The organism is Halopseudomonas bauzanensis, from assembly GCF_900114735.1.
GTDB classification, from domain to species: Bacteria; Pseudomonadota; Gammaproteobacteria; order Pseudomonadales; family Pseudomonadaceae; genus Halopseudomonas; species Halopseudomonas bauzanensis.
Genome location: NZ_FOUA01000007.1, coordinates 46647 through 71934, shown reverse-complemented (window position 1 = coordinate 71934; position 25288 = coordinate 46647). Strand labels below are relative to the sequence as shown.

General features: G+C 61.1%; 19 protein-coding genes. 7 read left to right on the top strand and 12 right to left on the bottom strand.

The features are described 5' to 3' along the window. Positions 1-14 precede the first annotated feature (14 nt). Entirely contained in the window at positions 15-674 is a 660-nt protein-coding gene (locus BM267_RS14350) for a response regulator transcription factor (RefSeq protein WP_074781191.1), read from the bottom strand. A 276-nt stretch (positions 675-950) separates the two neighbouring features. On the opposite strand from BM267_RS14350, the gene BM267_RS14345 reads away from it, so the two are divergent. Then, positions 951-1613, top strand: a complete 663-nt coding sequence (locus BM267_RS14345) for a response regulator (RefSeq protein WP_036989822.1) — start codon at positions 951-953, stop codon at positions 1611-1613. 4 nt (positions 1614-1617) lie between these two features. Here the strand turns inward: BM267_RS14345 and BM267_RS14340 are convergent, their stop codons facing one another. The 5 genes from BM267_RS14340 to ercA form a co-directional block, all read right to left on the bottom strand. After that, complete coding sequence (locus BM267_RS14340) at positions 1618-4254, bottom strand: hybrid sensor histidine kinase/response regulator (RefSeq protein ID WP_074781190.1); 2637 nt, start codon at positions 4252-4254, stop codon at positions 1618-1620. Further along, complete coding sequence (gene nosP / locus BM267_RS14335; RefSeq protein ID WP_074781189.1) at positions 4199-5347, bottom strand: nitric oxide-sensing protein NosP; 1149 nt, start codon at positions 5345-5347, stop codon at positions 4199-4201. Before nosP ends, BM267_RS14340 begins: the two co-directional genes overlap by 56 nt. Positions 5348-5461: 114 nt before the next feature. Beyond that, entirely contained in the window at positions 5462-6637 is a 1176-nt protein-coding gene (locus tag BM267_RS14330; protein ID WP_074781188.1) for a porin, read from the bottom strand. Between the two features lie 346 nt (positions 6638-6983). After that, on the bottom strand, positions 6984-8711 hold the full coding sequence (locus BM267_RS14320) for a PAS domain-containing hybrid sensor histidine kinase/response regulator (protein WP_074781186.1): 1728 nt from the start codon (positions 8709-8711) through the stop codon (positions 6984-6986). Continuing rightward, positions 8695-9858, bottom strand: a complete 1164-nt coding sequence (gene ercA, locus BM267_RS14315) for an alcohol dehydrogenase-like regulatory protein ErcA (protein WP_074781185.1) — start codon at positions 9856-9858, stop codon at positions 8695-8697. Before ercA ends, BM267_RS14320 begins: the two co-directional genes overlap by 17 nt. A 171-nt stretch (positions 9859-10029) precedes the next feature. Between ercA and BM267_RS14310 the strand changes: the two genes are divergently transcribed. Next, positions 10030-12156: a 4Fe-4S binding protein gene (locus BM267_RS14310; RefSeq protein ID WP_235818292.1), complete on the top strand. Its 2127-nt coding sequence runs from the start codon at positions 10030-10032 to the stop codon at positions 12154-12156. Positions 12157-12169: 13 nt separating this feature from the next. On the opposite strand, the gene BM267_RS14305 is transcribed toward BM267_RS14310, so the two are convergent. The 5 genes from BM267_RS14305 to BM267_RS14285 form a co-directional block, all read right to left on the bottom strand. Next, positions 12170-14260 (bottom strand): TonB-dependent receptor family protein, encoded by a 2091-nt coding sequence (locus tag BM267_RS14305; protein WP_074781184.1) that lies wholly within the window; start codon positions 14258-14260, stop codon positions 12170-12172. Positions 14261-14440: 180 nt separating this feature from the next. Then, positions 14441-15961 (bottom strand): acetaldehyde dehydrogenase ExaC, encoded by a 1521-nt coding sequence (exaC, locus tag BM267_RS14300; protein WP_074781183.1) that lies wholly within the window; start codon positions 15959-15961, stop codon positions 14441-14443. Positions 15962-16106: 145 nt separating this feature from the next. Continuing rightward, positions 16107-16973, bottom strand: coding sequence for a D-hexose-6-phosphate mutarotase (locus BM267_RS14295; protein WP_177173411.1), 867 nt, complete (start codon positions 16971-16973; stop codon positions 16107-16109). Between the two features lie 2 nt (positions 16974-16975). Next, the gene (locus tag BM267_RS14290) at positions 16976-18436 is read right to left on the bottom strand and encodes an NAD-dependent succinate-semialdehyde dehydrogenase (RefSeq protein ID WP_036989834.1); all 1461 of its coding nucleotides are present in this window, start codon (positions 18434-18436) and stop codon (positions 16976-16978) included. A 182-nt stretch (positions 18437-18618) separates the two neighbouring features. Then, positions 18619-18834, bottom strand: a complete 216-nt coding sequence (locus BM267_RS14285) for a dodecin (RefSeq protein ID WP_036989835.1) — start codon at positions 18832-18834, stop codon at positions 18619-18621. A gap of 393 nt (positions 18835-19227) precedes the next feature. On the opposite strand from BM267_RS14285, the gene BM267_RS14280 reads away from it, so the two are divergent. The 4 genes from BM267_RS14280 to BM267_RS14265 all read left to right on the top strand — a co-directional run bounded on the left by BM267_RS14280 (position 19228) and on the right by BM267_RS14265 (position 24234). Beyond that, a complete protein-coding gene (locus tag BM267_RS14280; protein ID WP_074781182.1) occupies positions 19228-20592 on the top strand; it encodes an imelysin family protein in 1365 nt (454 codons plus the stop codon). A gap of 85 nt (positions 20593-20677) precedes the next feature. Further along, entirely contained in the window at positions 20678-22078 is a 1401-nt protein-coding gene (locus BM267_RS14275; RefSeq protein ID WP_083392532.1) for a di-heme oxidoreductase family protein, read from the top strand. A 10-nt stretch (positions 22079-22088) separates the two neighbouring features. Next, positions 22089-23132: an imelysin family protein gene (locus tag BM267_RS14270; protein WP_074781181.1), complete on the top strand. Its 1044-nt coding sequence runs from the start codon at positions 22089-22091 to the stop codon at positions 23130-23132. A 1-nt stretch (position 23133) separates the two neighbouring features. Continuing rightward, positions 23134-24234, top strand: a complete 1101-nt coding sequence (locus BM267_RS14265) for a DUF1513 domain-containing protein (RefSeq protein WP_074781180.1) — start codon at positions 23134-23136, stop codon at positions 24232-24234. A gap of 15 nt (positions 24235-24249) precedes the next feature. Here BM267_RS14265 and BM267_RS14260 read toward each other — a convergent pair whose 3' ends face one another. Beyond that, positions 24250-24582: a PilZ domain-containing protein gene (locus BM267_RS14260; protein WP_051610865.1), complete on the bottom strand. Its 333-nt coding sequence runs from the start codon at positions 24580-24582 to the stop codon at positions 24250-24252. Between the two features lie 214 nt (positions 24583-24796). Between BM267_RS14260 and BM267_RS14255 the strand changes: the two genes are divergently transcribed. Beyond that, a complete protein-coding gene (locus BM267_RS14255; protein ID WP_074781179.1) occupies positions 24797-25282 on the top strand; it encodes a copper chaperone PCu(A)C in 486 nt (161 codons plus the stop codon). Positions 25283-25288: the final 6 nt, after the last annotated feature.

Here is a 25288-nt window from a genome sequence, read left to right as displayed (position 1 = left end):
GTCGGTTGACCATCTTAGCCCGCCTGTCGGCCAACCAGCCCGTGCAGGCGGATCACACCGGTATCGATGGCCAGGTGGACCAGTTCGGTCAACGAGGTCACCTCAAGCTTCTGTTTCAGGCTGGTCAGGTTGTTGGAAATGGTCTTGCTGCTCAGGCACAGGTGGTGGGCCACCTGGCGCGGCGCCAGTCCCTTGGCAAGCATGACGAAGATCTCGAATTCGCGCGGCGTCATGCACTCCAGCCGCGGATCGAGCCGGGTTTGATCGCCCGAGCAGGCAAGCTGGATGGCCAATTCCTGCTCGATATAGCGGTGTCCGGCCAGGCAGCGCTTCACCGCTTCGAGCAATACCTCTTGCCCTGCGCCCTTGGTTATGAAGCCCATGGCGCCGGCGGTCAGCGCCTGGCGCACCAATGGCAACTCATCGTGCATGCTGAAGAACAGAATGCGCAGCAGCGGCCAGCGCTGCAACAGGCGGCGAGCGGTTTCGATACCACTGATGCCGGGCAGGCTGACCTCCAGGATCACCAGGTCCGGGACCCGCTGCTGGACGGCGTAGAGCGCTTGTTCGCCATCACCGGCTTCGAGGATTGCCGCCTGCGGAAACTGTGCCGTGAGCAGGCTGCGGTAGCCCTGCCTGACAATGAAGTGACCATCCAGTAACAGGATATGCATGCCCCGACCTCCCAGCCAATAGCGGCGGCACCGCCAACGTGCTTCCATGCTAAGGCCTGGGCCCTGCACTTGAATGCTACCTTGGTACTTCCTGAGCGCTACTTGTTGGCAGGGTGCGGCAGTTTTTTCCACTGCCATCTACTACTTTGGTTGTATCTTGTGATGCCAATGTACTATTTGAAAGTGCCCCTGCCGCAGGGTGTAATGCCGGACATAATACAAATGCTGCGAGCGTCATGACTGGCAGCCCATAACAAGAAAAATCTGGAGCAGGCCATGCACAAGATATTGATAGCCGACGATCATCCGCTGTTTCGTGAAGCTATCTGCAACGTGATTGCAGCCGGCTTTCCCGGCTCTGAACTGCTGGAAACCTCGGACCTGGACAGCGCGCTGACCATTGCCAGGGAGCACGATGATCTGGACCTGATCCTGCTGGACCTGAACATGCCCGGCATGAACGGGTTGAACGGCCTGATCAGCCTGCGCAACGAGTCGCCCTCGATCCCGGTGGTGATCGTCTCCGCCGAGGAAGACAAGCAGGTAGTACTGCAGGCCATCACCTATGGGGCGGTGGGTTTCATCACCAAATCCTCGCCCAGGGCGCAGATGACCGAGGCCATAGTGCAGATCCTCGCCGGTGACGTCTACCTGCCGTCGGATATCATCCGCTCCAACCGCATCATTACCCGCCGCACTCCCGACGAAGCCCCGTTGTCGCCGGAGCTGCTGTACGCCCTCACCCGCAAGCAGTTGCTGGTCCTGGAGCGCATGGCCAAGGGGGAATCGAACAAGCAGATCGCCTATCACCTGGACATTGCCGAAACCACGGTCAAGGCGCATGTGTCGGCGATTCTCCGCAAACTCAGCGTCAGCAACCGGGTTCAGGCGATTCTTTCCGCCGTCGATGTGGACTTCAGCGCCTATCTCAGACGCTGAAGCGTCACCGCTCTGTGGGTGTCAGCATGTGGCTCATGGCAGCCTTCAGCTTCATCGGCTTGACCGGTTTGTGCATCAGCATGTGCCCCAGCTCCCGTACCTGCTGCTTCAATTCGTTGCTGTAGTTGGCGGTGATCAGTAATACCGGCAGCGGCATGGCCCGGCGGACGTTGATCGCCGCGGCAACATCCACCCCATTGACCCCATTGTCCAGGTGGTAGTCGGCGAGCAGCAGATCCGCTGCGGCGCGGAAGCCATCCACCTGACTGGCCAGGTCATCGGCTGACAGCGCCGTGATCACCTGGCACTCCCAATTCTCCAGCAGAGTGCGCATGGCCGCGCAGATGGACGGGTCATTATCCAGCACCCAGATACGCGCGCCGCGCAAGTGCTCGCCAATGCTGGCCGGCATGCTCAGCTGCGTGGCCGCGGCCGGGCCGCGCCTGCCGTAGGGTATCTCGACGGAGAACACCGATCCCCTGCCCTCGACCGAACGCACCTGAATGCAGTGACCAAGCATGCGCGCGACCTTATCGGCGATGGCCAGCCCCAGGCCCAGCCCCTGATCCCGAGCTTGGCTCGCGGGCTGAATGCGCTTGAACTCCTGGAAGATCTCTTCCAGCTTGTCCTGGGCAATGCCCATTCCGGTATCCCAGACTTCGATGCGCAGCCCCCGAGCATGCCGTCGACAACCCAGCAGCACCCGGCCATGCTGCGTATAGCGAACCGCGTTGGTCAGGAAGTTGCGCAGAATACGCGCCAGCAGCTGCACATCGCTGTGCACCACGCATTGGCTGCCGACAAAACGGAACTGCAACTGTTGGCTGGCGCAGACCTGCCGGTACTCGTTGGCCAGGTTGTCCAGCAGGTCAGCGATATTGAAGGAACCGACATCGGGCTTGATCACACCGGCATCGAGCTTGGATATGTCCACCAGGGTGCCAAGCAGGTTCTCGACATCTTCAAGGGACTGGTTGATTTGCCTGGCCAACGCACTACTGGCCGGCGGCACCGGCTGTTCAAGCAGGGCTCCGGTGAACAGCCGCGCCGCATTCAGCGGCTGCAGCAGATCATGGCTGACCGCGGCGAGGAACTTGGTTTTCGACAGATTGGCCTGTTCGGCTTCATGCTTGGCTTCGCGCAAGCGCGCCTCCGCCCTGGCCCGTTCATTGATTTCCTGACGCAGTTGGTCATTGACGCTGGTCAGCTCCCGGGTACGTTCGCGCACCCGTTGTTCCAGATGCTGATAGGCCTGGTGCAAGGCTTCAGCGCTGCGCTGGCGCTCGGTGACATCGCGGATCAACACGAACAGGCCGGTAACCTCACCATCGGGGTTGCGGTTGGGTACATAGGAACGCAGCAGGTAGCGCTCATCCCCCTGGAGGCTGCGTTCGGCAAACTCGAAGCTCACGCTTTCACCCTGGAAGGCCCGTTCGATGTAGGGCTCCAGACGAGCGAATTGCTCCGCGTCATGCACATGAATCATGCTCTGCCCGAGGATGTTGCCGCGTTGCCAGCCGTACCATTCGTCATACATCCGGTTGGTGAACTGATAGCTCAGGTCCTGCTCTACGTAGGCGATCATGGCCGGCAACTGGTCGGTGATCAGGCGTACCCAGCGCTCGCTTTCCAGCAGTGCCTTGGCATACAGGTCACGCTCGGTGATATCGGTGTAGGTATTGACGAAGCCACCGGCCGGCATGGGGTGGCTGCGCATTTCCAGCACCCGGCCATTGTCCAGGCGCTGTTCACGGGTCAGCTCTGGCTGGCCCGCTACGCTGTGGCTGCCGGGCGTGAACAGCTCCAGTTCGCTGTCCTCCAGCACTTCGGCAAAGGGCCGGTGCGGCTGTATCGGGGCCAGCCCGGCCAGCTCCAGGAAGCGGTAGTTCCAGAGCTCCAGCCCGCCCTGCTCGTTGACCACGGCAACGCCCTGGGACAGGCTGTCCACGGTCCGCTGCAGCAGTCGCGTCTTCTGCGCCAGGGCCTGTTCCCGGCGGGCTGTTTCGGAGTTCTTCAGGTCGGTGATGTCTGTATAGAGAATGACCAACCCGCCCTCTCGGGTCGGACGCTCACGGACCTGGACCCAGCGTTTGTTGCGCATACGGTAAAGCATGTGCCCATCGCTGCCGGCTTCCATGTCGATCACCAGGCCGGTTGCGGTCGCCAGGCGCTTGAGCTCCTCCAGTCGCGCCCCCTCACGCACCCGCACCCGGGTGCCATGCCAGAAGCGCGCATAATGACTGTTGAACAGCACCGCACGTTTGTCCTTGTCGAACAGTACCACCCCGTCATTCATGCTTTCGATGGCATCTGCCAGGTGATGCCGGGCGGTTTCCGCCCGCGCCCGCGCCTCGTTGAGCAGCCGGTTGCTGGCTTGCAGCTCGGCCATGGTCTCGTTCAATGCCTGGGTACGCTCGCGTACCTGCTCGGCCAGCTCTACCGAATGCTGGAAAGCTGCGTAACCTTCGGTACGCGGGTTGGCAATCGACTCGACGCGCTCGATGAGCGCCGCGTTGATCCTTCGCAGCTTATTGTTGGCGGCGCGCAGAGCCTGCAGTTCGTCGCGATCGGCCTGCATGCTCGCTTCAGTGCGGGTAGGCAAAAACCACCCCGGTGAAGGTTTGGTTGATGTGCATGCCATTGAACTGCTCGCCGTAGGTATTGAAACCTATCACTGCATTGCTGGCCATGTAGCTGGCCAACTCATCATCATCCCCCAGCAGCTCGGCTTCCAGCCGACGCAACACGCAGTCGCAGGCGATCATGAGTACCGGCTCGCCCAGGCGCTGGCGCAATTGCGCCAGCTGCTGCTGCAGGTCCGGCAGCAATGGTCGCGAGGCCATTGCGGTCAGCACGATGCCGGTATCCACTGCGCAATAGAAGGTCAGGCTGCCATCAGGGTTGACCCGCTGGATGGAGCGCACATAGAACTGATCACGGATACGCACCGCCAGTGCGTTCATCGCGAAGGTGGCGGTACTCAACTGCTCGACAGGCACACCGACCAGCCTCGCGTACTCCTCTGCGGCGGGCTCGGCATTGAGCTCCAGCACGGTCCGGCGCTCGGTATCGGCGGCGGTTACCACCAGTTTTTCAGCCTTCGCCTCTAGGTTATGGGTGGTGAAAACTTCGAAATCGAGCCAAGTATTGACCATCACCACTACCGCCGCCTCGGAGTGGAAGGTGCCCTGGTAATAGACGTAGGTATGCACCGGGTGATCGTCGCCGCCCGCCGATCCGCCAAAATGCGGAATGCTCCCCAGCGTGGCGTTCAGGGTGGCAAGCACCACTTCCTCGCGGCTGGAAAGGCCATCGAGCAGGGTCAGGGCAAAGGTGTGCCCCTTGATCGGAGCCAGTCCCGCGTGACGGCAGTGGTCCAGCATTCGGTCGGCCGCCGCCTGAGCATCCACCAGGCTGAAATCATCCAGTGCACTGATCAAGGTACTGTCGATGGCAAAGGCGCGGCAATCGAACCCCACGGCGCTGATGCAGCCCCGGCCATAACCTTGCGAGGTTATCTCGCCGGCCGTAGTGCACCCGACCAGGACCACACCGCCAAAATGCTGCTCCAACGCCTCCCCCAGCCTGGTGAGCGGGTACTGAGATGAGCAGAAGAACAGCACGAAGCCCAGATGGGGATGGAGCAACTGGCTAGCCAGGCTCTGCGCCGCCAGCTCGGGATCGGCAACATCGGTCATGGCGGTCCGGAAACAATCTGCCAATATCTGCTGCATGGTTACCTCTCGCACTAGGGGCTGTTGTCATTCTATTGAGCCCCCCGCCCCGGCCCCATCCTGCTTGAGTAGCAAGACCCTAGTGCTAAAGGACGAAGGGCTGCCCGCCGGCCTCTACCAGCCCAGCGCCACTCCCAGGGCCAGGGTGTCGGTTTCTTCTATCCGGTCACCGGCATCACGGTTCTTCAGGTCGAAACGGTTGTACTCGGCAACCAGTGTCAGGTTCTCATTGAGACTGTGGAACAGGCCGATACCGCTGGTCTTGAAGTCCGCCTGATAGCCCAGGCCGTTGCCGTCATCCCGGGTCTTGCCATAGGACAGCGCCACCCGGGTCTTGCCAAAGGTATACGAGCCCTGCAGCAGGTAACCCTTGCTGTCGCTTTCGCGCAGGCTGGCCTGGGTCGCGTTGTTGGTGAAGAAGGGATTGACGCCCTCGGCGTTGAAGCCGGAGCCGGTCAGCGACAGTGCCCCCAGCTTGGCCTGCACACCGTAGCCCAGCCCGCGGGAGGTCACCGAATCAATGCCTGCGCCGGTATTATCCGCCTGCTGGTACATGCCGTTGAGCCAGCTATGCAGTTGCGCGCCACCCAGCTCGAACTGGTAGGTGAGCTCACTCTCGAAACGGGGACTGTCCTGGTAGTCCTTGCCGGTCTGCACACCGTTGTCGTCCACCAGATGACCATCGACCGGGTCCATGATGCCCACGGCGGCGCGAAAGCCGCTCATCACCGGTGAACGGTAGGTGATCTGCGAAGTGGGAAACGGATAGGGATAGCCGGTGCCGATATTGCCGAAGGATACGCCGCCACCATCGACCAGGCCGAGGGTATCGCTGGATTGGCCATAGGCAGTAAGGAACTCGTCGAGCATGATGTTCGAGCGTCCGAACAGGCCGAAGTCCTTGCCGAACAGTACCTCACCCCAACTGCCGGAAACGGTACCGTAGAACTGGCGAACATCGATGCCGGTCTCGGTGGCGTTGTCCTGGCTGTCGTTGATGGTGACCCAGAACGAGGAACGGCCACCGAGGGTCAGGTTGTCGTATTTCTTGCCGACATTGAAACCGATGTAGTTGGGCAGGAAACCCATTTTCACCCGCGACTGGTTGCGGTCCAGATCGGGGTCGATATGATCAACCTTGTTGTGCACGTAGAAGGCATTGAAATAGCCGTCGACCGAAAAGCTGGTGTCATCCTGATCGTACAGGGTGATGGCGGCCGAGGCCGGTGCGCTGAGCATGGCCGCAGCCAGGGCGGTCAATAGAGGATAGGCAGTATTGTTCTTGTTCATTGTGCTCTCCGATGGAATCAGTGGCTGACGAAACTGGGCGTCCAGCGGATTATCGGAAAGCGGAGGCAGCGCCCCCATTCTGCCAAGGAGCTGAAAGTACCGGGCTTTGGTGGGCCCTACCAAGGATTGACGAGCTGCTGCCAAAGCACATGCTCGCTTGCTACCTTGGGAGGAAGCGTGTTTTTCCACTCACCCTCGGGCACATTGCTGCCTGGCTCTGGCCGAGGTGGAGGGACTTGGGCCTGGGAGGTTCGAGCACCAGCTCGTACCAGGGCTGGCCAGCGGCAATGGCGTTACCGGCTGACTCGCCCATCAAGCGGGTGCTTGACGTTCCCAGGACCAGAGCCTAATGCAGCACCTGCCCGAGCATGGCCCTGAGCTTGCCGGCCTTGATCGGCTTGTTGAGCACCGGTATGCCCAGGTCACGCAAGCGCTGCCGGCTGTGTTCACTGCGATCGGCGGTGATCATGATTGCCGGTATCTGCCATTGGAAGTGTTCGCGCAACCAGCTTACCGCATCGCAACCAGTCTGCCCGGCATCGAGGTGGTAATCGGCAAGGATGGCGTCCGGGAGGCGACCACTCAGCACCGCCAGTGCGCCCGGCAGATCGACCGCGACCTGTACCCGGGCGCCCCACTGTTCCAGCAGCCCCTGCATACTGGAAAGGATCATCGCATCGTTGTCGATCACCAGCAGATGCCGCCCCTGCAGCGGCGCGTGCAACCGCGCCAGCAATGCATCCGGCGGGGTCGGTGCACTGGCCCTGGCCAGCGGCACGGTGACGCTGAACATGGAACCTGAACCAACCACCGATTGCACTTGCAGGGGCGCCTCGAGCAGCCGGGCGATACGTTCGACAATCGCCAGCCCCAACCCGGCTCCCTTGCGTGGGCCGACACGGTCACCATGCAGTTGGTTGAACTCACGGAATATGTCATCGAAGCGTTCGCTGGGGATGCCCAGGCCGGTGTCCCACACCTGGATGCTCAACAGCTCACCCCGGCGCCGGCAACCAATCAGTATCCGCCCGCTCGGTGTATAGCGAATGGCATTGCTCAGCAGGTTGCGCAGGATGCGGCTGAGCATGCGGTAATCGGTGCGCACGGCCCAGCGCCCGAGCCGTGCCCGCACCTGCAATCCGTTGGTTTCGACCAGCCCCTGAAACTCGCTCAACAGCGGGTCGATGATCTCGACCAGGGTGTGATTGCCCAGCTCCAGCGGGATGTTGCCATGATCCAGGCGGGCAATATCGAGCAGGTCACTGAGTATGTCCTCGGCGCTTTCCAATGCTGCTTGGGAGCGTTCGACCAGTTGCGCCTCGGACCTGGGCAATGCTCGTTCACGCAGGGTGGCCATCAGTAGCCGCGCGGCATTCAGCGGCTGCAGCAGATCGTGACTGACCGCTGCCAAGTAGTGATCCTTGTTGCGATTGGCGAGCTCGGCGGCATCCCGGGCATCACGCAGTGCCCCTTGCACCCGTTCCCGTTCGATGATTTCGCGGCGCAGGCTGTCATTCAGGGTTTCCAGTTCCAGGGTGCGCTCATGCACCCGCTGCTCCAGTTGTTCGTTGAGCTGCTGCATGGCCCGCTCGGCCTGCTTGCGACCGCTGATGTCGGCAACGAAGCCCTCCACCAGTTGGCGCCCCTCCTCTTGTTTGAGCAACAGGTTCATGCGCACATCCAGCTCGCTGCCATCCAGGCGTCGCAGGCGAGTCTCGTAGCCAACCAGCTCGCCCTCCAGCTGTAGCCGCTCGCAGACCTGGACGAACTCCGCCGGCCCGCCGGCGAAGAAGTTATCCTTCAGCTCACCGGCTGCCGCCAGCACGGCCACGGTCGAGGGATAGCCAAGCATGCGCACCAGTGAGGGGTTGGCGGCCCGGATGCCGTGCTCCATATCACCCTGGAATATGCCATGCACGGCATTCTCGAACAGCCACTTGTAGCGATTGCGCTCTGTTTCCAGTTCCTGCAGACGGTCCATCAGTTCCGGATAGTAGCTTTTACGCGCGGACTGCAGCCCCAGCCCCAGCAGGCCGGTCAGCATCTCGCGACGTGGGTCAAAGTGCTTCGGCATAAACCACTTCCACATCCCTGATGCTGGATTCACGCGGGTTGGTCAGGATACAGGGATCGTCCATGGCGTGGATCGACAGCATCGGCAGATCGCTGATGCCCACGCCATGCATGCCCAGCGTCTGCGCGAAGCCCACCGCATGCTTGAAATCGATCAAATGCTGCACCAACCGCTGGCGGACCTGCGGGCCGCTCAGGCCGCGGATATCGATACCCAGCGTCTGGGCCACCACCTTGAAACGGTCCGGGGCGGCATCATAGTTGAAGGCCACCACGTGCTCCATCAGGATGGCATTGCACAGGCCATGGGGCAGATCCAGATAGCCGCCCAGGCTGTGCGACATGGCATGCACCGCCCCGAGAATGGCATTGGAGAACGCCAGCCCGGCCTGCAGGCTGCCGAGCATGATTTTCTCGCGCAGCTGGATATTGTCGGGCTGCTTGATCATCGCCACCAGGTTGCCGTTGATAAGTCGCATGGCCTCCAGCGCGTGGGCATCGGTCATCGGCCCACTGCCGGTGGATACATAAGCCTCGATCGCATGCACCAGGGCATCGACGCCGGTACAGGCAGACAGGAAAGGATCCATGGTGGCGGTGACTTCCGGATCGATCAGGGCCACGTCCGGCACCACCGCCTTGCTGATGATCGAGAACTTCACCCTCTCCTGCTGGTTGGAAATGATCACGAACTGGGACACATCCGCCGAGGTGCCCGCCGTGGTCGGTATCAGGATCACCGGCGGCACGGGCGTGCAAATGGTATCGACTCCCTCGAAATCGAGGATATGCCCACCGTTGGTGGCGACAATGCCGATCGCCTTGGCGCAGTCCATCGGGCTGCCCCCGCCAATGGCAACGATGGCATCACAAGCCGAGGAGCGATAGACCTCGGCGCCCAGCATCACCTCCTCTACCCGCGGATTGGCCGATACCTGGGTATACAAAACGTAGTCCACGCCCTGCTCTTGCAGACTGTTCTCCACGTCTGCGGCCCAGCCCGCTGCCACCACGCCAGGGTCGGAAACCAGCAGTACCTTGCGGGCGGCGAAGGTGTTGACGTAGTTGGCCACGGTTTTGCGTGAACCGGCGCCGAAAATGATCTCGGGAGTAACGAATTTGCGTAGCTGGCTAATATCGTAGGCCATGGTAGTAAGCGACCTTTATTGTTTTATTTGTGGAAACCACAGGTTACCTCAAAGCGGGCGGCGGAGGCGTTTTTACGACTGAAGTCGTGCCTCGGCGCCCCTCAAGTCGCATGGTCGCGTGTCCTGAGGCGGATAGCATGGTGAGACACCATGAACCGATCGAGGCAAGCCATGTCGATGTTCTCTCGACTGCAGCCAACGCTACGCTTGCTGGCGCTGATCCTGCTGCTGATCAGCCCGCTGCTGCCAGCCGATAGCGCTCCACCACCCAAGGTCCAGGAAGCGATCCAGGCGCTGTTCCCCCAGGCGACTCGGGTTGATGCCAAGCAGGGCGATGTGCCTGTTTACCCGGTATACCAGTTGAATGAGCTGCTCGGCTACGCCTTCGAATCTACCGACCACTCCAGCCTGCAGGGGTTTGCCGGCAAACCCTTCCACCTGCTGGTTGGCCTGGATGTCGATGGAGTGCTGACCGGGGTCCGGGTGCTGGGTCACCATGAGCCGGTATTCCTGCATGGTATGGGGGACAAGGCCCTGCTGGATTTTGTTGAACAATACCGCCAGCACCCCCTCAGCAAGCCCGTGGTGGTCGGCGGTCGCAAGCCGGATTCCAGTGACGGCCAATCGATTACCCAGTTCGATGGCATCAGCAAGGCCACCGTCTCCGTGGTGATCCTCAATGAAAGTGTGTTGCAATCGGCTCTGGCCGTCGCTCGCGCTTATCTTGAAGGCTTTACCAGCGCGCCGTTGGCGACACCACGCATGGATCTGTTTGAACCATTGGATTGGCAACAACTGCTGGAGCGGGGGCTGGTCCAGCGTTGGCTACTGAAGCCCGACGAGTTGGAGCAACGCCTGGGGCATTCACTGGAGCATTATCCAGGCATGGTTCACGACCAGGCTTTCAGCGAGCTGTTCCTTGCCTACCTGGATACGCCCATGAGCGGGCGCAACCTGTTGGGCGAGCAGGGTTTTGCCCGTTTGCAGAGCAGCCTGCGCGACGGAGAGCAGGCACTGCTGGTGATGTCGCGCGGCAGCTACCGCCATGTGCCGGAGGATTTCACCGCCGCCTCCTCGCCCAGCCGGCTGCTGCTGGTGCAGAACGGCCAGGCCATCGAGCTGCACGATATGGACTTCGATAACGGTGCGCTGCTGGATAGCCTGGCGATAACGCCCCCGGATGATCTCCAGGCGCATATATTCCGCATCAAGACCCACGCCGCCTACAACCCCGCGCAACCCGCTCAGGTGCGGCTCAACGTCAACCTGCAACGCAATCACCTGGTGGAAAGCCAGCTGGTGCTGGAACACCCCTTCGAGCCCGACCCCAGACTATTCGAGATCCACCAGCCCAGCGCCGCCGCCAAGCCGAGTCCGGTGTGGTTGCGTCTATGGCAGGAGCGTTGGTGGCAGTTGGCGCTGCTGGGTAGCGCGTTATTGCTATTGAGCCTGATCTTCACCTTCCAGCACCGGATCAGCCGGCACACCCGTGCCTTTCACCTGCTGCGCGGCGGTTTCCTGCTGTTCACCTTGGTGTTTATCGGGCTGTATGCCCAGGGGCAGTTGTCGGTGGTCAATATCACCACGCTGTTGCTGGCACTGGTCGATGGCTTCGATATCCGGGTATTTCTGATGGACCCGGTGATCTTCGTGCTCTGGAGCTTTACCTTTATCAGCCTGTTCGTCTGGGGGCGTGGACTGTTCTGCGGCTGGCTCTGCCCGTTCGGTGCGCTACAGGACCTGGTCGCCTGGCTGGGCCAGAAACTGCGCCTGCGCCAATGGAAAATAGCGGAGCCGCTGCACCGCCGTCTGCAGTGGATCAAGTACGGGATTCTGCTGGTCCTGCTGGTCAGCGCCCTGCTGTCGCAGACCCTGGCCGAGCGCTTGGCCGAGGTCGAGCCGTTCAAGACCACCATCACCCTGTTCCTGATCCGCAGTTGGCCCTTCGTCGCTTATGCCTTGCTGTTACTCGGGCTGGGCCTGTTCATCCACAAGTTCTATTGCCGCTACCTGTGCCCGCTGGGTGCCGGGCTGGCGGTACTCGGCAGGCTGCGCCTGTTCTCCTGGCTGAAGCGCATTGATGCCTGCGGCAAGCCTTGCCAGCATTGTCGCAACCACTGCGGCATAGGCGCGATACACCGCGACGGACGGATCGACTATGACGAATGCATCCAGTGCCTGGAGTGCATCGTCATCCTGCATGACGATCAGCAGTGCGTGGCTACGATCAGTGCCCGCAAGAAGGCCGAGAAGAGCCAGCGCAAAGCTGGCTCTGGGGCACTGATCTACAAGAGTTAAGGGCGGGTTCGCATTAGCGCCACTGATACTGCAGCCCCAATCCCACCAGCCAGCTGCGCTCCGGCGCCGGCTCGTAGTAGCGCCCACCCGAGCCGTTGACGATCAGCGAGCCGATATACTCGCGGTCGGTGATGTTATCCAGGCGAGCGAAGGGCTCGAGGGACAAATTGCCGACCGGGTATTGATAGCCCGCGCGCCAGTTGAACACCGTATAACCCGAGGCCTTGTGCTGGTTGTCGTCGGTAGCGTAGCGCTGGCTCATGCCCTGGGCCTCGATGGCGGTGGCGAAGCCACTGTCCTGGGGCTGCCAGGCCAGTTCGGCGAAGAAGCTGTGGCGCGGAATGCCCGGCAGGTCATTGCCGGCGTGATTGGCGCCATCGCCGTCGACGAAACGATCGTACTCGGCCTGCAGCCAGGTATAGGCAAGGTAACCACTCAGGCCAGCAGCGAACTGCTGCTCGATGCTCAGCTCCATGCCGCGGCGGGTGGAGCGCCCGGCATTGGTATAGGTAGAACGGCCGGTGCCCAGCTGGTTGGTGCCGGTAACGATCTCATCCTTGACCCGGCTGTGGAACAGGGCGAGATCCAGCCGGGTGTTTTCCCGGCGCCATTTCAGCCCGACCTCGGCATTGCGGGACAGGCTCGGCTTGAGCGCCTGGTTCATGCCAGCACCATCGGGCCGGTAGGCCAGCTCCTGGAAGGTCGGGGTCTCGAAGCCCTGGCCGAAGGCGGCGTACAGACTCATCTCCGAGCTCCACTGCCAGTTCAGACCCAGCGCCGGGTTGGTGCGGTGCACACTCATGCGGCCGCTGTCGTCCTGGCCATCGTCCAGATAGTCGTCGTCCGAGTCGAATTCCACCCGGTTGTAGCGCATCCCCGCCACCAGTTCCCAGCGCGGCGCCAGTTGCCAGGTACTGATCAGATAGGCTTCCTGGCTGTCGACCCGGTTGAACTCGTCGCGCTGCAAGCCGCCCTTGCTACCATTGGCATTGACGAAGCCCTTGCGTTCCTCGCCCTGGTAGTTGTAGGCCAGACCCGCTGCAAAGGTCACCGGTAGTTCGAACATTCGGGTCTCACGCTGCCAGCCCAGTTCGCCGCCGCCGAAACGTCGGTCCAGCTCGACCACCCCGCCACCAGCGGTCGCGCCACTGCCGGGAAAGGCCAGAAACTGCTGCATGTCGCGCTCGCCACCGTAGACCATCGCCGTCAGTTGGTCGTCATTGGCCAGGCGCCGCTGGTAGTTCAGCCCGACCTGGTTGTGGCGTACCGACTTGCGGGTATCGAAGGTGTAGGCCTGCGGTGGTGCCTGGCGTCGGTCGGCGCGCACCTGCTCAGCGGTCAACCCCAACGGGTCCTGGGTATCGGGCTGGTCCAGGCTATTGATCAACAGGGTCAAACTGGAATCATCATCAATATCCCAACCCAGACGCAGGTTGGCAATGTCGCGGCGGGTGTCGCTGTGATCGCGGTAGCCGTCGGTCTCCAGCCGCGAGACGTTGGCGCTGATGTTCAGGTCGCCATGCTGGCCACCGTAGCGCAGGCGCGAGCGCCACAGTCCGTCGCTGCCGATCACCGTGCGGTTGTCCAGTGTCGGGTAGAACGGTGCCTCACCGGTGTAGCCCTGAATGATGCCGCCGGAGGCATTGCCGTACAGCGTGGTCAACGGGCCGCGCAGCACCTCGATGCGCTGCAGACCATCAAGGTCGAATAGTGCCGGTTGGCCCTGACCGTCAGGCATGGTCAGCGGAATACCATCCTGCACCAGACGCACGCCACGCACGCCGAACTGGGCACGGGCGCCGAAACCACGAGATGAAATTTGCAGATCCTGGGCATAGTTCTGCCGGTTGAGGGCCACCAGTCCGGGTACTCGTTGCAGGGATTCCGAGAGGTTGGCACCCAGGTTGGGCCCATTCAGCTGCTGGCCTGACACCGTATGCCGCGCCAGCGGCAGTTGCAGGTCTTGGTCATCGCCACCACCGAGGATGATCTGCGCCGGCAGGCTGAGCCGGTCCTGGGCATGGGCCTGCGGTAGCAGTGCAAGCGTAAGTGCGAGCGCCAGCGGCGTCCGTCTGAGTATGCGCTCACTGGATGTTGTGCACATGTCGTGTCCTTTTTTGTCATTGCAACCGAAAGCCTGCTGATAGCGGCGGACATCATACTGAGGGCGCGCTTATCCGGCAGCCTGGTAGATAAAAAAAGGCCCCGAAGGGCCTAAGATCCAAAGCATGCTACTGCGGCCTGCCGGTGGAGCGGACCGGCACACCGTCTGGTTACCGACAGCTCAGAAAAAGCCCATCGGATTCACGTCGTAGCTGACCAGCAGATTCTTGGTCTGTTGATAGCTGTCGAGGATCATCTTGTGGGTCTCCCGACCGACGCCGGATTTCTTGTAGCCGCCGAAGGCCGCGTGGGCCGGGTACATGTGATAGCAGTTGGTCCATACCCGTCCGGCCTGGATTCCCCGGCCCATACGGTAGGCAACGTTCATGTCTCTGGTCCAGACGCCGGCGCCCAGGCCAAACTCGGTATCATTGGCGATGGCCAGCGCTTCGGCCTCATCCTTGAAGGTGGTGACACTTACCACCGGGCCGAAGATTTCTTCCTGGAACACACGCATCTTGTTGTGTCCCTTGAGCAGGGTCGGCTCGATGTAGTACCCACCACCCAGTTCGGCCTCCAGACGCTCGGCGTTGCCACCGATAAGGAATTCAGCGCCCTCCTCCCGAGCGATTTCCATATAGGAAAGGATCTTGTCGAACTGCTGTTCGGAAGCCTGCGCTCCCACCTGGGTATCAGTGTCCAGCGGATTGCCACGTTTGATGCGGCGAGTGCGTTCAAGCACCCGCGCGATAAAGTCGTCGTAGATACTTTCCTGAATCAGCGCGCGGGCCGGGCAGGTGCAAATTTCACCCTGGTTGAAGAAAGCCAGCACCAGACCTTCGGCCGCCTTGTCGATAAAGCTCTCTTCCGCCTTCATGATGTCGGCGAAGTAGATATTGGGAGACTTGCCACCCAGTTCGGTTGTGGACGGGATGATGTTCTCCGCTGCACAGCGCATGATATGCCGGCCCACCGGGGTGGAGCCGGTGAAGGCAATCTTGGCGATGCGCTTGCTGGTGGCCAACGCTTCACCAGCTTCCCGGCCATAACCATTGACGATATTGAGTACACCCGGCGGCAGCAGGTCGGCGATCAGCTCGGCCAGCACCAGGATGCTGACCGGCGTCTGCTCAGCCGGCTTGAGCACGATGCAGTTACCCGCTGCCAGCGCCGGCGCCAGCTTCCAGGCGGCCATCAGGATCGGGAAGTTCCAGGGAATGATCTGCCCTACTACACCCAGCGGCTCATGGAAGTGATAGGCCACGGTGGTTTCGTTGATTTCCGCGGCACTGCCTTCCTGGGCGCGGATACAGCCGGCAAAGTAGCGGAAGTGATCGGCCGCCAGCGGGATGTCGGCATTCAGCGTTTCACGCACGGCCTTGCCGTTGTCCCAGGTCTCGGCTACCGCAAGCAGCTCCAGGTTCTGCTCGATACGATCGGCAATCTTCAACAATAGATGCGAGCGCTCCTGCACAGCGGTTTTCCCCCATGCCGCCTTCGCCGCGTGAGCTGCGTCCAGCGCCAGCTCGATATCTTCGGTCGTGGAGCGGGGGATCTCGCAGATGGCTTCACCGGTAACCGGCGTGGTGTTGCTGAAGTACTGGCCTTTGACCGGGGCAACGAATTCACCGTTGATGAAGTTGCCATAGCGGTTCTTGAAGGTGATGAGGGAGCCGGCAGCTCCAGGATTGGCGTAAATCATTGTTCTTAGTCCTCTATGCGCAGCCTGGCCCCAAGGCGCAGGTCATGCTTCGATACTAGTGACTCCAGGCGTGTAGCGTGAATGCCTCCTTGGCAGGTCTGGTGTCGTCATTTAGTAGTAGATGCTGCGGTTAGCGGATCAACACTTAGGGCGGGTGACGGCTGATGATGGTCTGCAGCCAATGGGTCTGCCCCGCTTCGACAAGGCGTGCATCCGGTCCGGCATTGGCGGCTTCGATGCATACCATGCCGCGATAGCCATCCGCGGGGAACTGGGACAGGCGTGCGCCCTTGGCTTGCCATGGGTTCCATACCACCACTGATTGGCTATTGCGGCGCTGCACCCACAACGGCTCGCCCGAGCCATCAAGCAATTGCACGTCCGCTGTGGTGTCAAAGTACACCCGGTCCACTTCGCCACTGAACCGAACGGGTCCCTGCTGGCGACATTGCGCGCCCGCCTGCAACTTGTCGATGTAACTGGCACCCTCCAATCCCAGGATCTGGGCGCTATCGATATCGTCCACGGGTAGATAGCTGTGCAGCGCCTGGCTCAGAGGCTGGGGCCGGGGGCCGATGTTCGTTGTGGTGAGCGTCACACTCAAACTGCTACCAAGCACCATCTCGACCTGGACGGCCCAATGCTCACCGGGCAATTGCCGGGCTATCTCCTGCTCGGGCAGTTCCAGCACGAGGCGCACCTGCTGCGAGTCGGCTTCGGCCAGGCGCAATTGCCAATGGCTGGTACGGGCGATGCCGTGTGCCGGCCCCGGGCGCTCATCGGCAAACCATGGCCAGCACAGCGGAATACCGCCGCGCAATGCGGTGTCGGGCTTGGCCGGGTCCACCGGACTCATCCATAACAAGGGTTGTTGACCGGTGGGTGCGCAAGCGATGATCTGTGCCCCCTGTTCCGCGATCCGGGCATGCACCGCTGGGTGGTCAACCTCAATGAAACGACGTCCAAGCGCATTGCGGGTCCGGATGACGCCGGTTGGCAGAGTATCGATCACGCCTATTCCGCTCCCATGCAGAGATATTTCAGCTCGGTATATTCATCCAGGCCATGGCGGGAGCCTTCGCGCCCCAGACCGGACTCCTTGACGCCACCGAATGGCGCCATGGGATTGGAAATCAGCCCCTCGTTGATACCGATGATGCCTGCCTCCAGCGCATCTGCCACCCGCCATATGCGGTGGATATCACGGCTATAGAAATAGGCCGCCAAGCCAAAGGGAGTGGCATTGGCCAGCTCGATCGCTTCTTCCTCGGTGTCAAAACGCAACACCGCCGCCAGCGGGCCGAAGGTTTCCTCGTGGCACAACGTCATTTCGGTGTTGATATCAGTCAGCAACACCGGCTGCACATAGTTGCCTCGATCGGTGTCCGGCGCCGGCCCGCAGACCCGTTTGGCTCCCTTGGCCAGGGCATCCTCGAAATGCTCCACCACCTTCTCTACCGCATCGCCATTGATCAACGCCGATTGCGTGACGCCCGGCTCGAAGCCATCTCCCACCCGCAGCTTGCCCATGGCTTCAGCCAGCGCGGCGACGAATTCATCATGCACGCCCGACTGCACCAGAAACCGGTTGGCGCAAACGCAGGTCTGCCCGGTGTTGCGGAACTTGCAGACCATCGCGCCTTCTACCGCCCGGCTGATATCCGCATCGTCGAAGACGATGAAAGGTGCGTTGCCACCCAACTCCAGGGAGATCTTCTGAATATGCTCGGCGCATTGCGCCATCAGCCGGCGGCCAACATCCGTCGAGCCGGTAAAGCTGAGTTTGCGGACCTTGGGGCTGTGGGTAAGGGCTTCACTGATTTCACTGGCTTTGCCGGTCACCACGTTGAATACGCCGTGGGGAATGCCCGCCTCGTCCGCCAGTGCTGCCAGGGCCAGAGCGGAGAATGGCGTTGCGCTGGCCGGTTTGACGATGATGGTGCAACCTGCGGCAAGTGCCGCGCCGGCCTTGCGGGTAATCATCGCTGCGGGGAAATTCCAGGGCGTGATCGCTGCACATACTCCGACCGGCTGCCGAGTGACCAGGATATGCTGACCGATCCGCGCCCCGGGAATGGTCTCCCCGTACATCCGCCGGGCCTCCTCGGCAAACCAGCGGATGAAGGAGGCGGCATATTCGATTTCGCCACGGGATTCCACCAGCGGCTTGCCCTGCTCGAGGGTCATCAGCGTTGCCAGATCTTCCTTGTGTTCGAGCATCAGGTCATGCCAGTCCAGCAGGCAATCGGCCCGTTCCTGGGCGGTACGAGTGCGCCACTGGCGCAGCGCTGCTGACGCCGCGTCAATCGCCGTACCTATCTCCTCCGCCGACATGACCGGCACCCGGCCAACCAGATCGCCATTGGCAGGGTTGTCCACTTGCAGCGTCTGACCGCTGGCGGCATCAAGCCAGCGGCCATCAACATAACACTGCTGACGAAACAGCCGGGGGCATTTCAGCCGAGAAATCGTCATATGTCCTCCTGAACAAGGGGAATGGGCCTTGATAGACGGTTAGATAGCACCGTCACGCAGGGCTTTGCAGGCCATATTCAGAGGTTAGACACAGCCATGCGGGGACGCAAACGGGAGAGGAAATAAGCGGACCAGAGCGGCAAGGGAGCCGGCGCCCAGCCCCCCTCCATAGAACATCGAAATCAACTGCCTTCGACGCGAAAACCGATTTTCACAGTGACCTGGAAGTGCGCCACCTTGCCATCGACAATGTGCCCGCGGGTTTCCATCACCTCAAACCATTCGACGTTCTTCACGCTCTTGCTGCATTCGGCGATTGCGTTACTGATGGCGTCTTCAATGCTGTTGGTCGACGAACCGACCAGTTCGAGCTTCTTGTAGGTGCGATGATCTGACATATCAACCTCCTCTTTTGCCTGTCCTGAGTATGGCAAAGGATTGACAGGTTGGTTCAAAGATCCCCGCTGACGCTCCGTCGCGCTTTGCGCCGGCTATCGGTTTTGGCTGGGCAACCAGGCGCACGGCATTTCTCAGTGCGGCTGCGCTCGAGTTCCTGCAGTGCATGCCAGGCTTGGCACAGGGATCGGGATGATCCAGCCATCAAAGTCACTTTGCTCATGGAACAGCCTCCGGAATAAATCGATAGACCGAGTATTATCGCGATGATACAAGCTGTCAATGAGAATAATTCCTATTATTCTTTGGGTTTTCTCCTGCGCCGCATTGCAATATGAAGATACAAGTCTATAATCGCAACGCAAATCATTATCACCGGGAAACGGGACTCAACCATGGCACGCACCTTTCGCTACACCACGTTGGCTTTGACGATATCCGCTGCGGTGCTGCTCAGCGCCTGCGACAACAACCAGGACCCGGTGGCGCAATCTCCGGCCGCGACGACGTCCGATGCGGCGCAGTCCCAGCCCGCTGACAACACCAACGCCACACCAGCTGCCACGGCGATCAGCGAAGCTGATGTAGCCAGCCATTATGCCGACCTGGCCCACGCGGTGTACCTCGATGCGCTGACCGCTGCCCAAGCTCTCGACAAGGCCATCGCTACCTTGCTGGCAGAGCCAAACGAGGCGAATCTCGAGGCTGCCCGCCAGGCTTGGCTGCAGGCGCGTATCCCCTATCAGCAGTCCGAGGCATTCCGGTTCGGCAATGCCGTGGTGGATGATTGGGAGGGCCAGCTGAACGCCTGGCCGCTGGATGAAGGACTGATCGATTACGTTGCTGCCGACGACTATCAGCACGAACTGGGCAATGAAGGCGCGACCGCCAATCTGATCGCCAACCAGACCCTGACCATTGGCGGTGAGACGCTGGATGCCAGCGAACTCAGCTCCCAGCTGCTGGCTGACCTGAACGAAATCGGCGGCTCGGAAGCGAACGTCGCCACGGGCTACCATGCCATCGAGTTTCTGCTCTGGGGGCAGGACCTGAATGGTTTCGAGGCCGGTGCCGGCCAACGCCCGGTAACGGATTTCGTTCAGGGAGAAGCCTGCACCAATGGTAACTGCGACCGCCGGGCGGCTTATCTGAGCGCCGCATCCGAGCTGTTGGTCAATGATCTGCAGTGGATGGTCGGACAGTGGTCCGCCGACGAAGCCGGCAACTACCGCGCCGAACTGCTGGCGCTGCCGACCCAGGACGTGTTTCAGAAAATGCTGTTCGGCATGGGTTCGCTATCACTGGGCGAACTGGCCGGCGAGCGAATGAAGGTCGCGCTGGAGGCCAACTCCTATGAAGACGAGCATGATTGTTTCAGCGACAACACGCATAACTCGCATTACTACAACGGCAAAGGTATTCAGAACATCTACCTGGGCAGCTACCAGGCATTGGACGGCTCGGTAACCAGTGGCCCTTCCCTCTCGGCACTGGTAGCGGAAAAGAACCCCGAGCTGGACCAGCGTCTGCGGGATGATCTGGGTTCCACCATGGAAGCGCTGACCGTCATGAAGGAAGCCGCCGAAGGTGAATCAGCCATGACGTTCGACATGATGATCGCCCCCGGTAACGAGACCGGCGCGACTATTATCAACGATGCCATCGCCGCTTTGGCCCAGCAGACCGGGTCCATTGAGCAGGTCGCTGCGGTCGTGGGCGTAGACTCTCTGCAACCCGATGACGCCGGCCATTCCTTCTGATCCGTGATGATGGCGCCCGAGCCCCCGGCCAGTTCCGGGGGCTCGGGCGTCCATGTCTTCATCCAGGCCATACAGATTCACGCCCATGAAATTCTTGCTTTTCACTCCTGCTCTGGCGTTATGCCTGTTCGCCACCCCCAGCCTGGGCGCCGACTATCCGGTGCAGGACACCCCCAACTCCGGCGGTGCCGGTACCGTTACCCAGAGCGACCACAACGCCTATTCCCTGCCCCTGGGCAATCTGCCGATATCCCGCCGTCTGGATTTCAGCGTGGGCAACAGCTTCTTTCGCAACCCCTGGGTGATTGCGCCTTCGAGCACCGACGCCCGTGACGGCCTGGGCCCGCTGTTCAACACCAACTCCTGCCAGGGATGTCATATCAAAGACGGTCGTGGTCACCCGCCGGCACCGGGGGAAACAGCCGTTTCGCTATTTCTGCGGCTGTCAGTGCCGGCCGGCCCGGATACGGATCCGCAACTGCTGCAGCAACATGGTTTCGTACCCGCTCCAGTCTATGGCAGCCAGTTACAGACGGCCGCCATCCCGGGGATGAAACCGGAGGCGCGGCTGAATATCGAATGGCAGCTGTTCGAGGAAACCCTGGCCGATGGCAGCAAGGTGGAATTACGGCGCCCGCAGTACCGGATTGATGGCCCAAACTATGGCGCCCTGCCCGAGGATCTGCTGATTTCGCCCCGTGTTGCTCCGCCAATGATTGGTCTCGGTTTGCTCGAAACCATCCCCGAGGAAGCCATATTGGCGGCCGCAGACCCGGACGATCTGGATGGCGACGGTATTTCCGGGCGAGCCAATCAGGTGTGGGACCGTATAGGCCAACGCACCGCGCTGGGGCGCTTCGGTCTGAAAGCAGCTGAAGTCAGCGTCATGCAGCAGAGCATGGCCGCCTTCGCCGGCGATATGGGGCTGAGTTCCAACATCGTTCCGGACACGGACTGCACCGCCGCGCAAGAATGCGACCGCTTTGCTGACGGCGGTACGCCCGAGGTCAGCGACAAGATTGCCGCCTTCGTCAACTTCTATGCCATGAGCCTGGCAGTACCGGCCCGCCGTGATATGGACAACCCAGCAGTGCAGTCCGGTGCGAAGCTGTTCAATGAAATAGGTTGCGCCGCTTGCCACACGCCGCGGCATACCACCGGCACACTGGCTGACCGACCGGAACTGAGCGATCAGGTAATCTGGCCCTATACCGATCTGCTGCTGCATGACATGGGCGAAGGCCTGGCCGACGGCCGCGCCGAATTCCTGGCCGACGGCAACGAGTGGCGCACGCCGCCGCTCTGGGGCCTGGGGCTGACCCAGCAGATCAATCCCCGGGCCGGCTTTCTGCATGACGGCCGCGCCCGCACGCTGGAGGAAGCCATTCTCTGGCATGGCGGCGAAGCCCAGGCAACGACAGAGCGCTACCGGACATTGCCGGCGGAACTGCGCCAGTCGCTGCTTACCTTCTTGAACTCCCTGTAACGGATCTCACATGCCCTCATTATCCAATCTGAGTCTACGCACCTTGAAATGGGGTTCAACCGCCCTGCTCGCTGCGTCCTTCTGCACCAGCGCCTGGGCGCAAGCGCCCCGCGAAGCCTGGCACGGCGCCCTTACCGAAGGCTATGCCGCCCTTGCCACCAGCACCGCCAACCTCGACCAGGCGGCAACAACCTACTGCGCAACGCCCTCGGCAGAGCAGCGTGAAGCCCTTGAGTCCGCCTGGTTCAGCGCCTTCGACAGCTGGCAGGCGGTGCGCTTCGTCGATTTTGGGCCGATCGAGCAGGACAATCTCAGCTGGCAATTCCAGTTCTGGCCGGACGCCAAGAACACCGTCGCGCGCAAGGTGAATCTATGGCTGGGCGGCGAGCAAGCGATCGGCATTGACCAACTGCGAGCCGACAGCGTAGCGGTGAAGGGCTTCCCCGCCCTCGAATACTTACTCTTCGACCCGCAGGCCGCCAGGACCCAGCCGCTGCCGGAAAAACGCGCCTGCGAACTGGTGACCGCCATCAGTAGCCTGCTGCAGCACAACGCCGCGCACTTGCAGGAACAATGGCAGGCGTTCCGCCCGCACTACTTGGGCACCGAGCAGTTCCAGAACACCACGGTGCTGGCCGCCATGCACGGGCTCGACATCCTGCGTAACAAGCGCCTGGCTGCGCCCATGGGGCTGGAAGGCAAGCCGCGGCGCAATCCCTACATTGCCGATGCCTGGCGCAGCGAACATTCGTTGGCCGGTATCCGCGCCAGCCTGGTCGGCCTGCAGCAGTACTTCCTGCCGGGATTGCGCGAGTTGATGGTTGATGCCGAGGGGAGCGAGCTGGTCGAACGCCTGGATCAACAATTGACGGCGACCATCGCCCGGCTGGAGCAGCAGCCGGCGGATATGCAGACGTTGCTGGCCAACGATGACGGCTATCGCACGTTGCAATTGATCTTCATTGAAATCGACAAGCTGAACCAGCTGCTGTCCGGCAATATCGCCAGTCAGCTGGGGATTATCCGCGGCTTCAATTCGAGCGATGGGGACTGACATGCAGCGGCGCGATTTCATCCAGTTCAGCCTGCTGGGCATCGCCGCCTTCTGCAGCGCCCATAGCTTTGCTGCCAGCAGCCGCGAATTACCGGATCTGCGTTTTCTCAGCTCGGTCGACACGGCCCTTGGCGAGCATTTTATCGTCGCCGCCAACAGCAACGGGCGGGAGCTGTTCCGCCTTCCGGTAGCTGAGCGCTGTCACAGCGGCTGCCTGCATCCGAACGCGGGCCAAGCGGTAATCATGTCTCGCAGACCTGGGAAAAATCTGTATGTAATCAATATCCTGGAAGGCACTCTTGATGCATTGGTTGAGGCTGGAGATGGCTTCCATTTCTACGGCCACGGTGTATTCAGCGAGGACGGCAGCCGCTTCTACGCTACGGCCAATCATTATCCCAGCGGTGCCGGGCAGATTCGGGTTTACGCAGCAGATGATGGTTACCGGCATATGCAGGATCTGCCTGTAGGCGGCATGGACCCTCATGAGCTGCGTCTGCATCCCGACGGGCAAAGGTTGGTGGTCGCGCTGGGGGGAATCAAGACGCACCCGGACTATGGCCGTATCAAGCTCAATCTGCAGTCCATGCAGCCGGCCCTGATCGTGATGGATCGCCATAGCGGTGAGGTACTGCAACATTGCGAGCCCTCCCATCACCAGCTCAGCTGCCATCATCTGGATATCAGCCGCGACGGCATCGTCATCGCCGGATACCAGTTTGAAGGAGAGAAATGGCAAACCCCGCCATTGATCGCCCGGCTGGACACCAACACCGGGGACTTCAGCGAGATTGCGCTGGCGGAGCATGAACAGGCGATGCTGGGCAACTACACGGCCAGCGTTGCGATCAACCCCCACTCCACCGTCGCAGCCATTACGGCGCCTCGTGGGAATTGCGTCATGCTGTTGGATTATCGTTCAGGGCAGCCCATGGGAGTGGTCTCGGTACCTGATCCTGGGGGTGTGCTGGCGGAGCGTGATGGCAGCTTTGTGGTGTCATCCGGTCATGGCGGGCTATACCGGGTCCGGACCTCGGCGACAGAGCCTGAGCTGATCACCCACCACACCCTGCGCTGGGATAACCATCTGACCCGCGCCTGAACAGGGAGGCGCGGCTCAGCGGCTGGAAACCATGCGCTCTATACAGCGGCGGGAATCCTCGGGCAGATGGGTGAATTGCAAACCGGTCCAATACTGGCCGCTGGCGAGGCTCTTGCGATCCCAGCGACTTTCCGCGTCCAGCATGAATTCGCTGACGCCATTGAGGTTCATCGGCAGATTCACTTGCAGCGCCCAGCTTCGGTTCAATTCGATCGGTCGTTCGCTCAGCAGCATCAACCCTTCGGTGTGGAGATCCACAACACGCCCAAGTAATTCCCCGCTATCCAGGTCGTATACTTCCAGGCTGTTGCTCACGTGGTGGCGCTCCAGTTTTCGTCTTTCGTTCATGACATACTCTGTCCGGTATATGACCCTAAGTGTCGATCAATTAGGTGATAGCTAAAAGCCATATTCCATGTATTTACGTAAACATTGAAGCGTTTTGTGATGCGTTTGACATATCAGCGTCGCCTTGCCCCTGCTCCGGAGCGGCACCCATAATGACCGGACGTAAACGGCTCCCACATACCGGCCCATTGGCCACCCATAACGAGGATAACCCATGCGACTCACCCAGTTCAGCGTACTGCTTGGCGCAACGTTACTCAGTGTCCAGGCGTTGGCGCATGACTTCACCGCAGGTGACATTCATATCATCCATCCTTGGTCACGGGCACTGCCGCCGGTAGCGCCCACTGGCGCCGCCTATCTGGTATTGGAGAACAAGGGAGACCAGGCCGACCGACTGACGGGAGCCACCTCGCCCATTGCGGGGCGGGTCGAATTGCATGAGCACGTCCACCAGGACGGATTGATGAAGATGCAGCAGATCGACAGCGTGGCCATTGCTCCCGGCACGCAGGTGGAGTTCAAGCCGGGCGGCAATCATTTCATGCTGTTCGATCTGCAGCAGCCGCTGGTCGAGGGTGGCAGCTATCCGCTGACGCTGAACTTCGAACACGCGGGCGAGGTGGAAGTCGAAGTCAAGGTGACCGGAGAGCCGGCCCCTGCTGCGCCTGCCGATCATGACGCCCATAGCCATCATTGAGCGTCA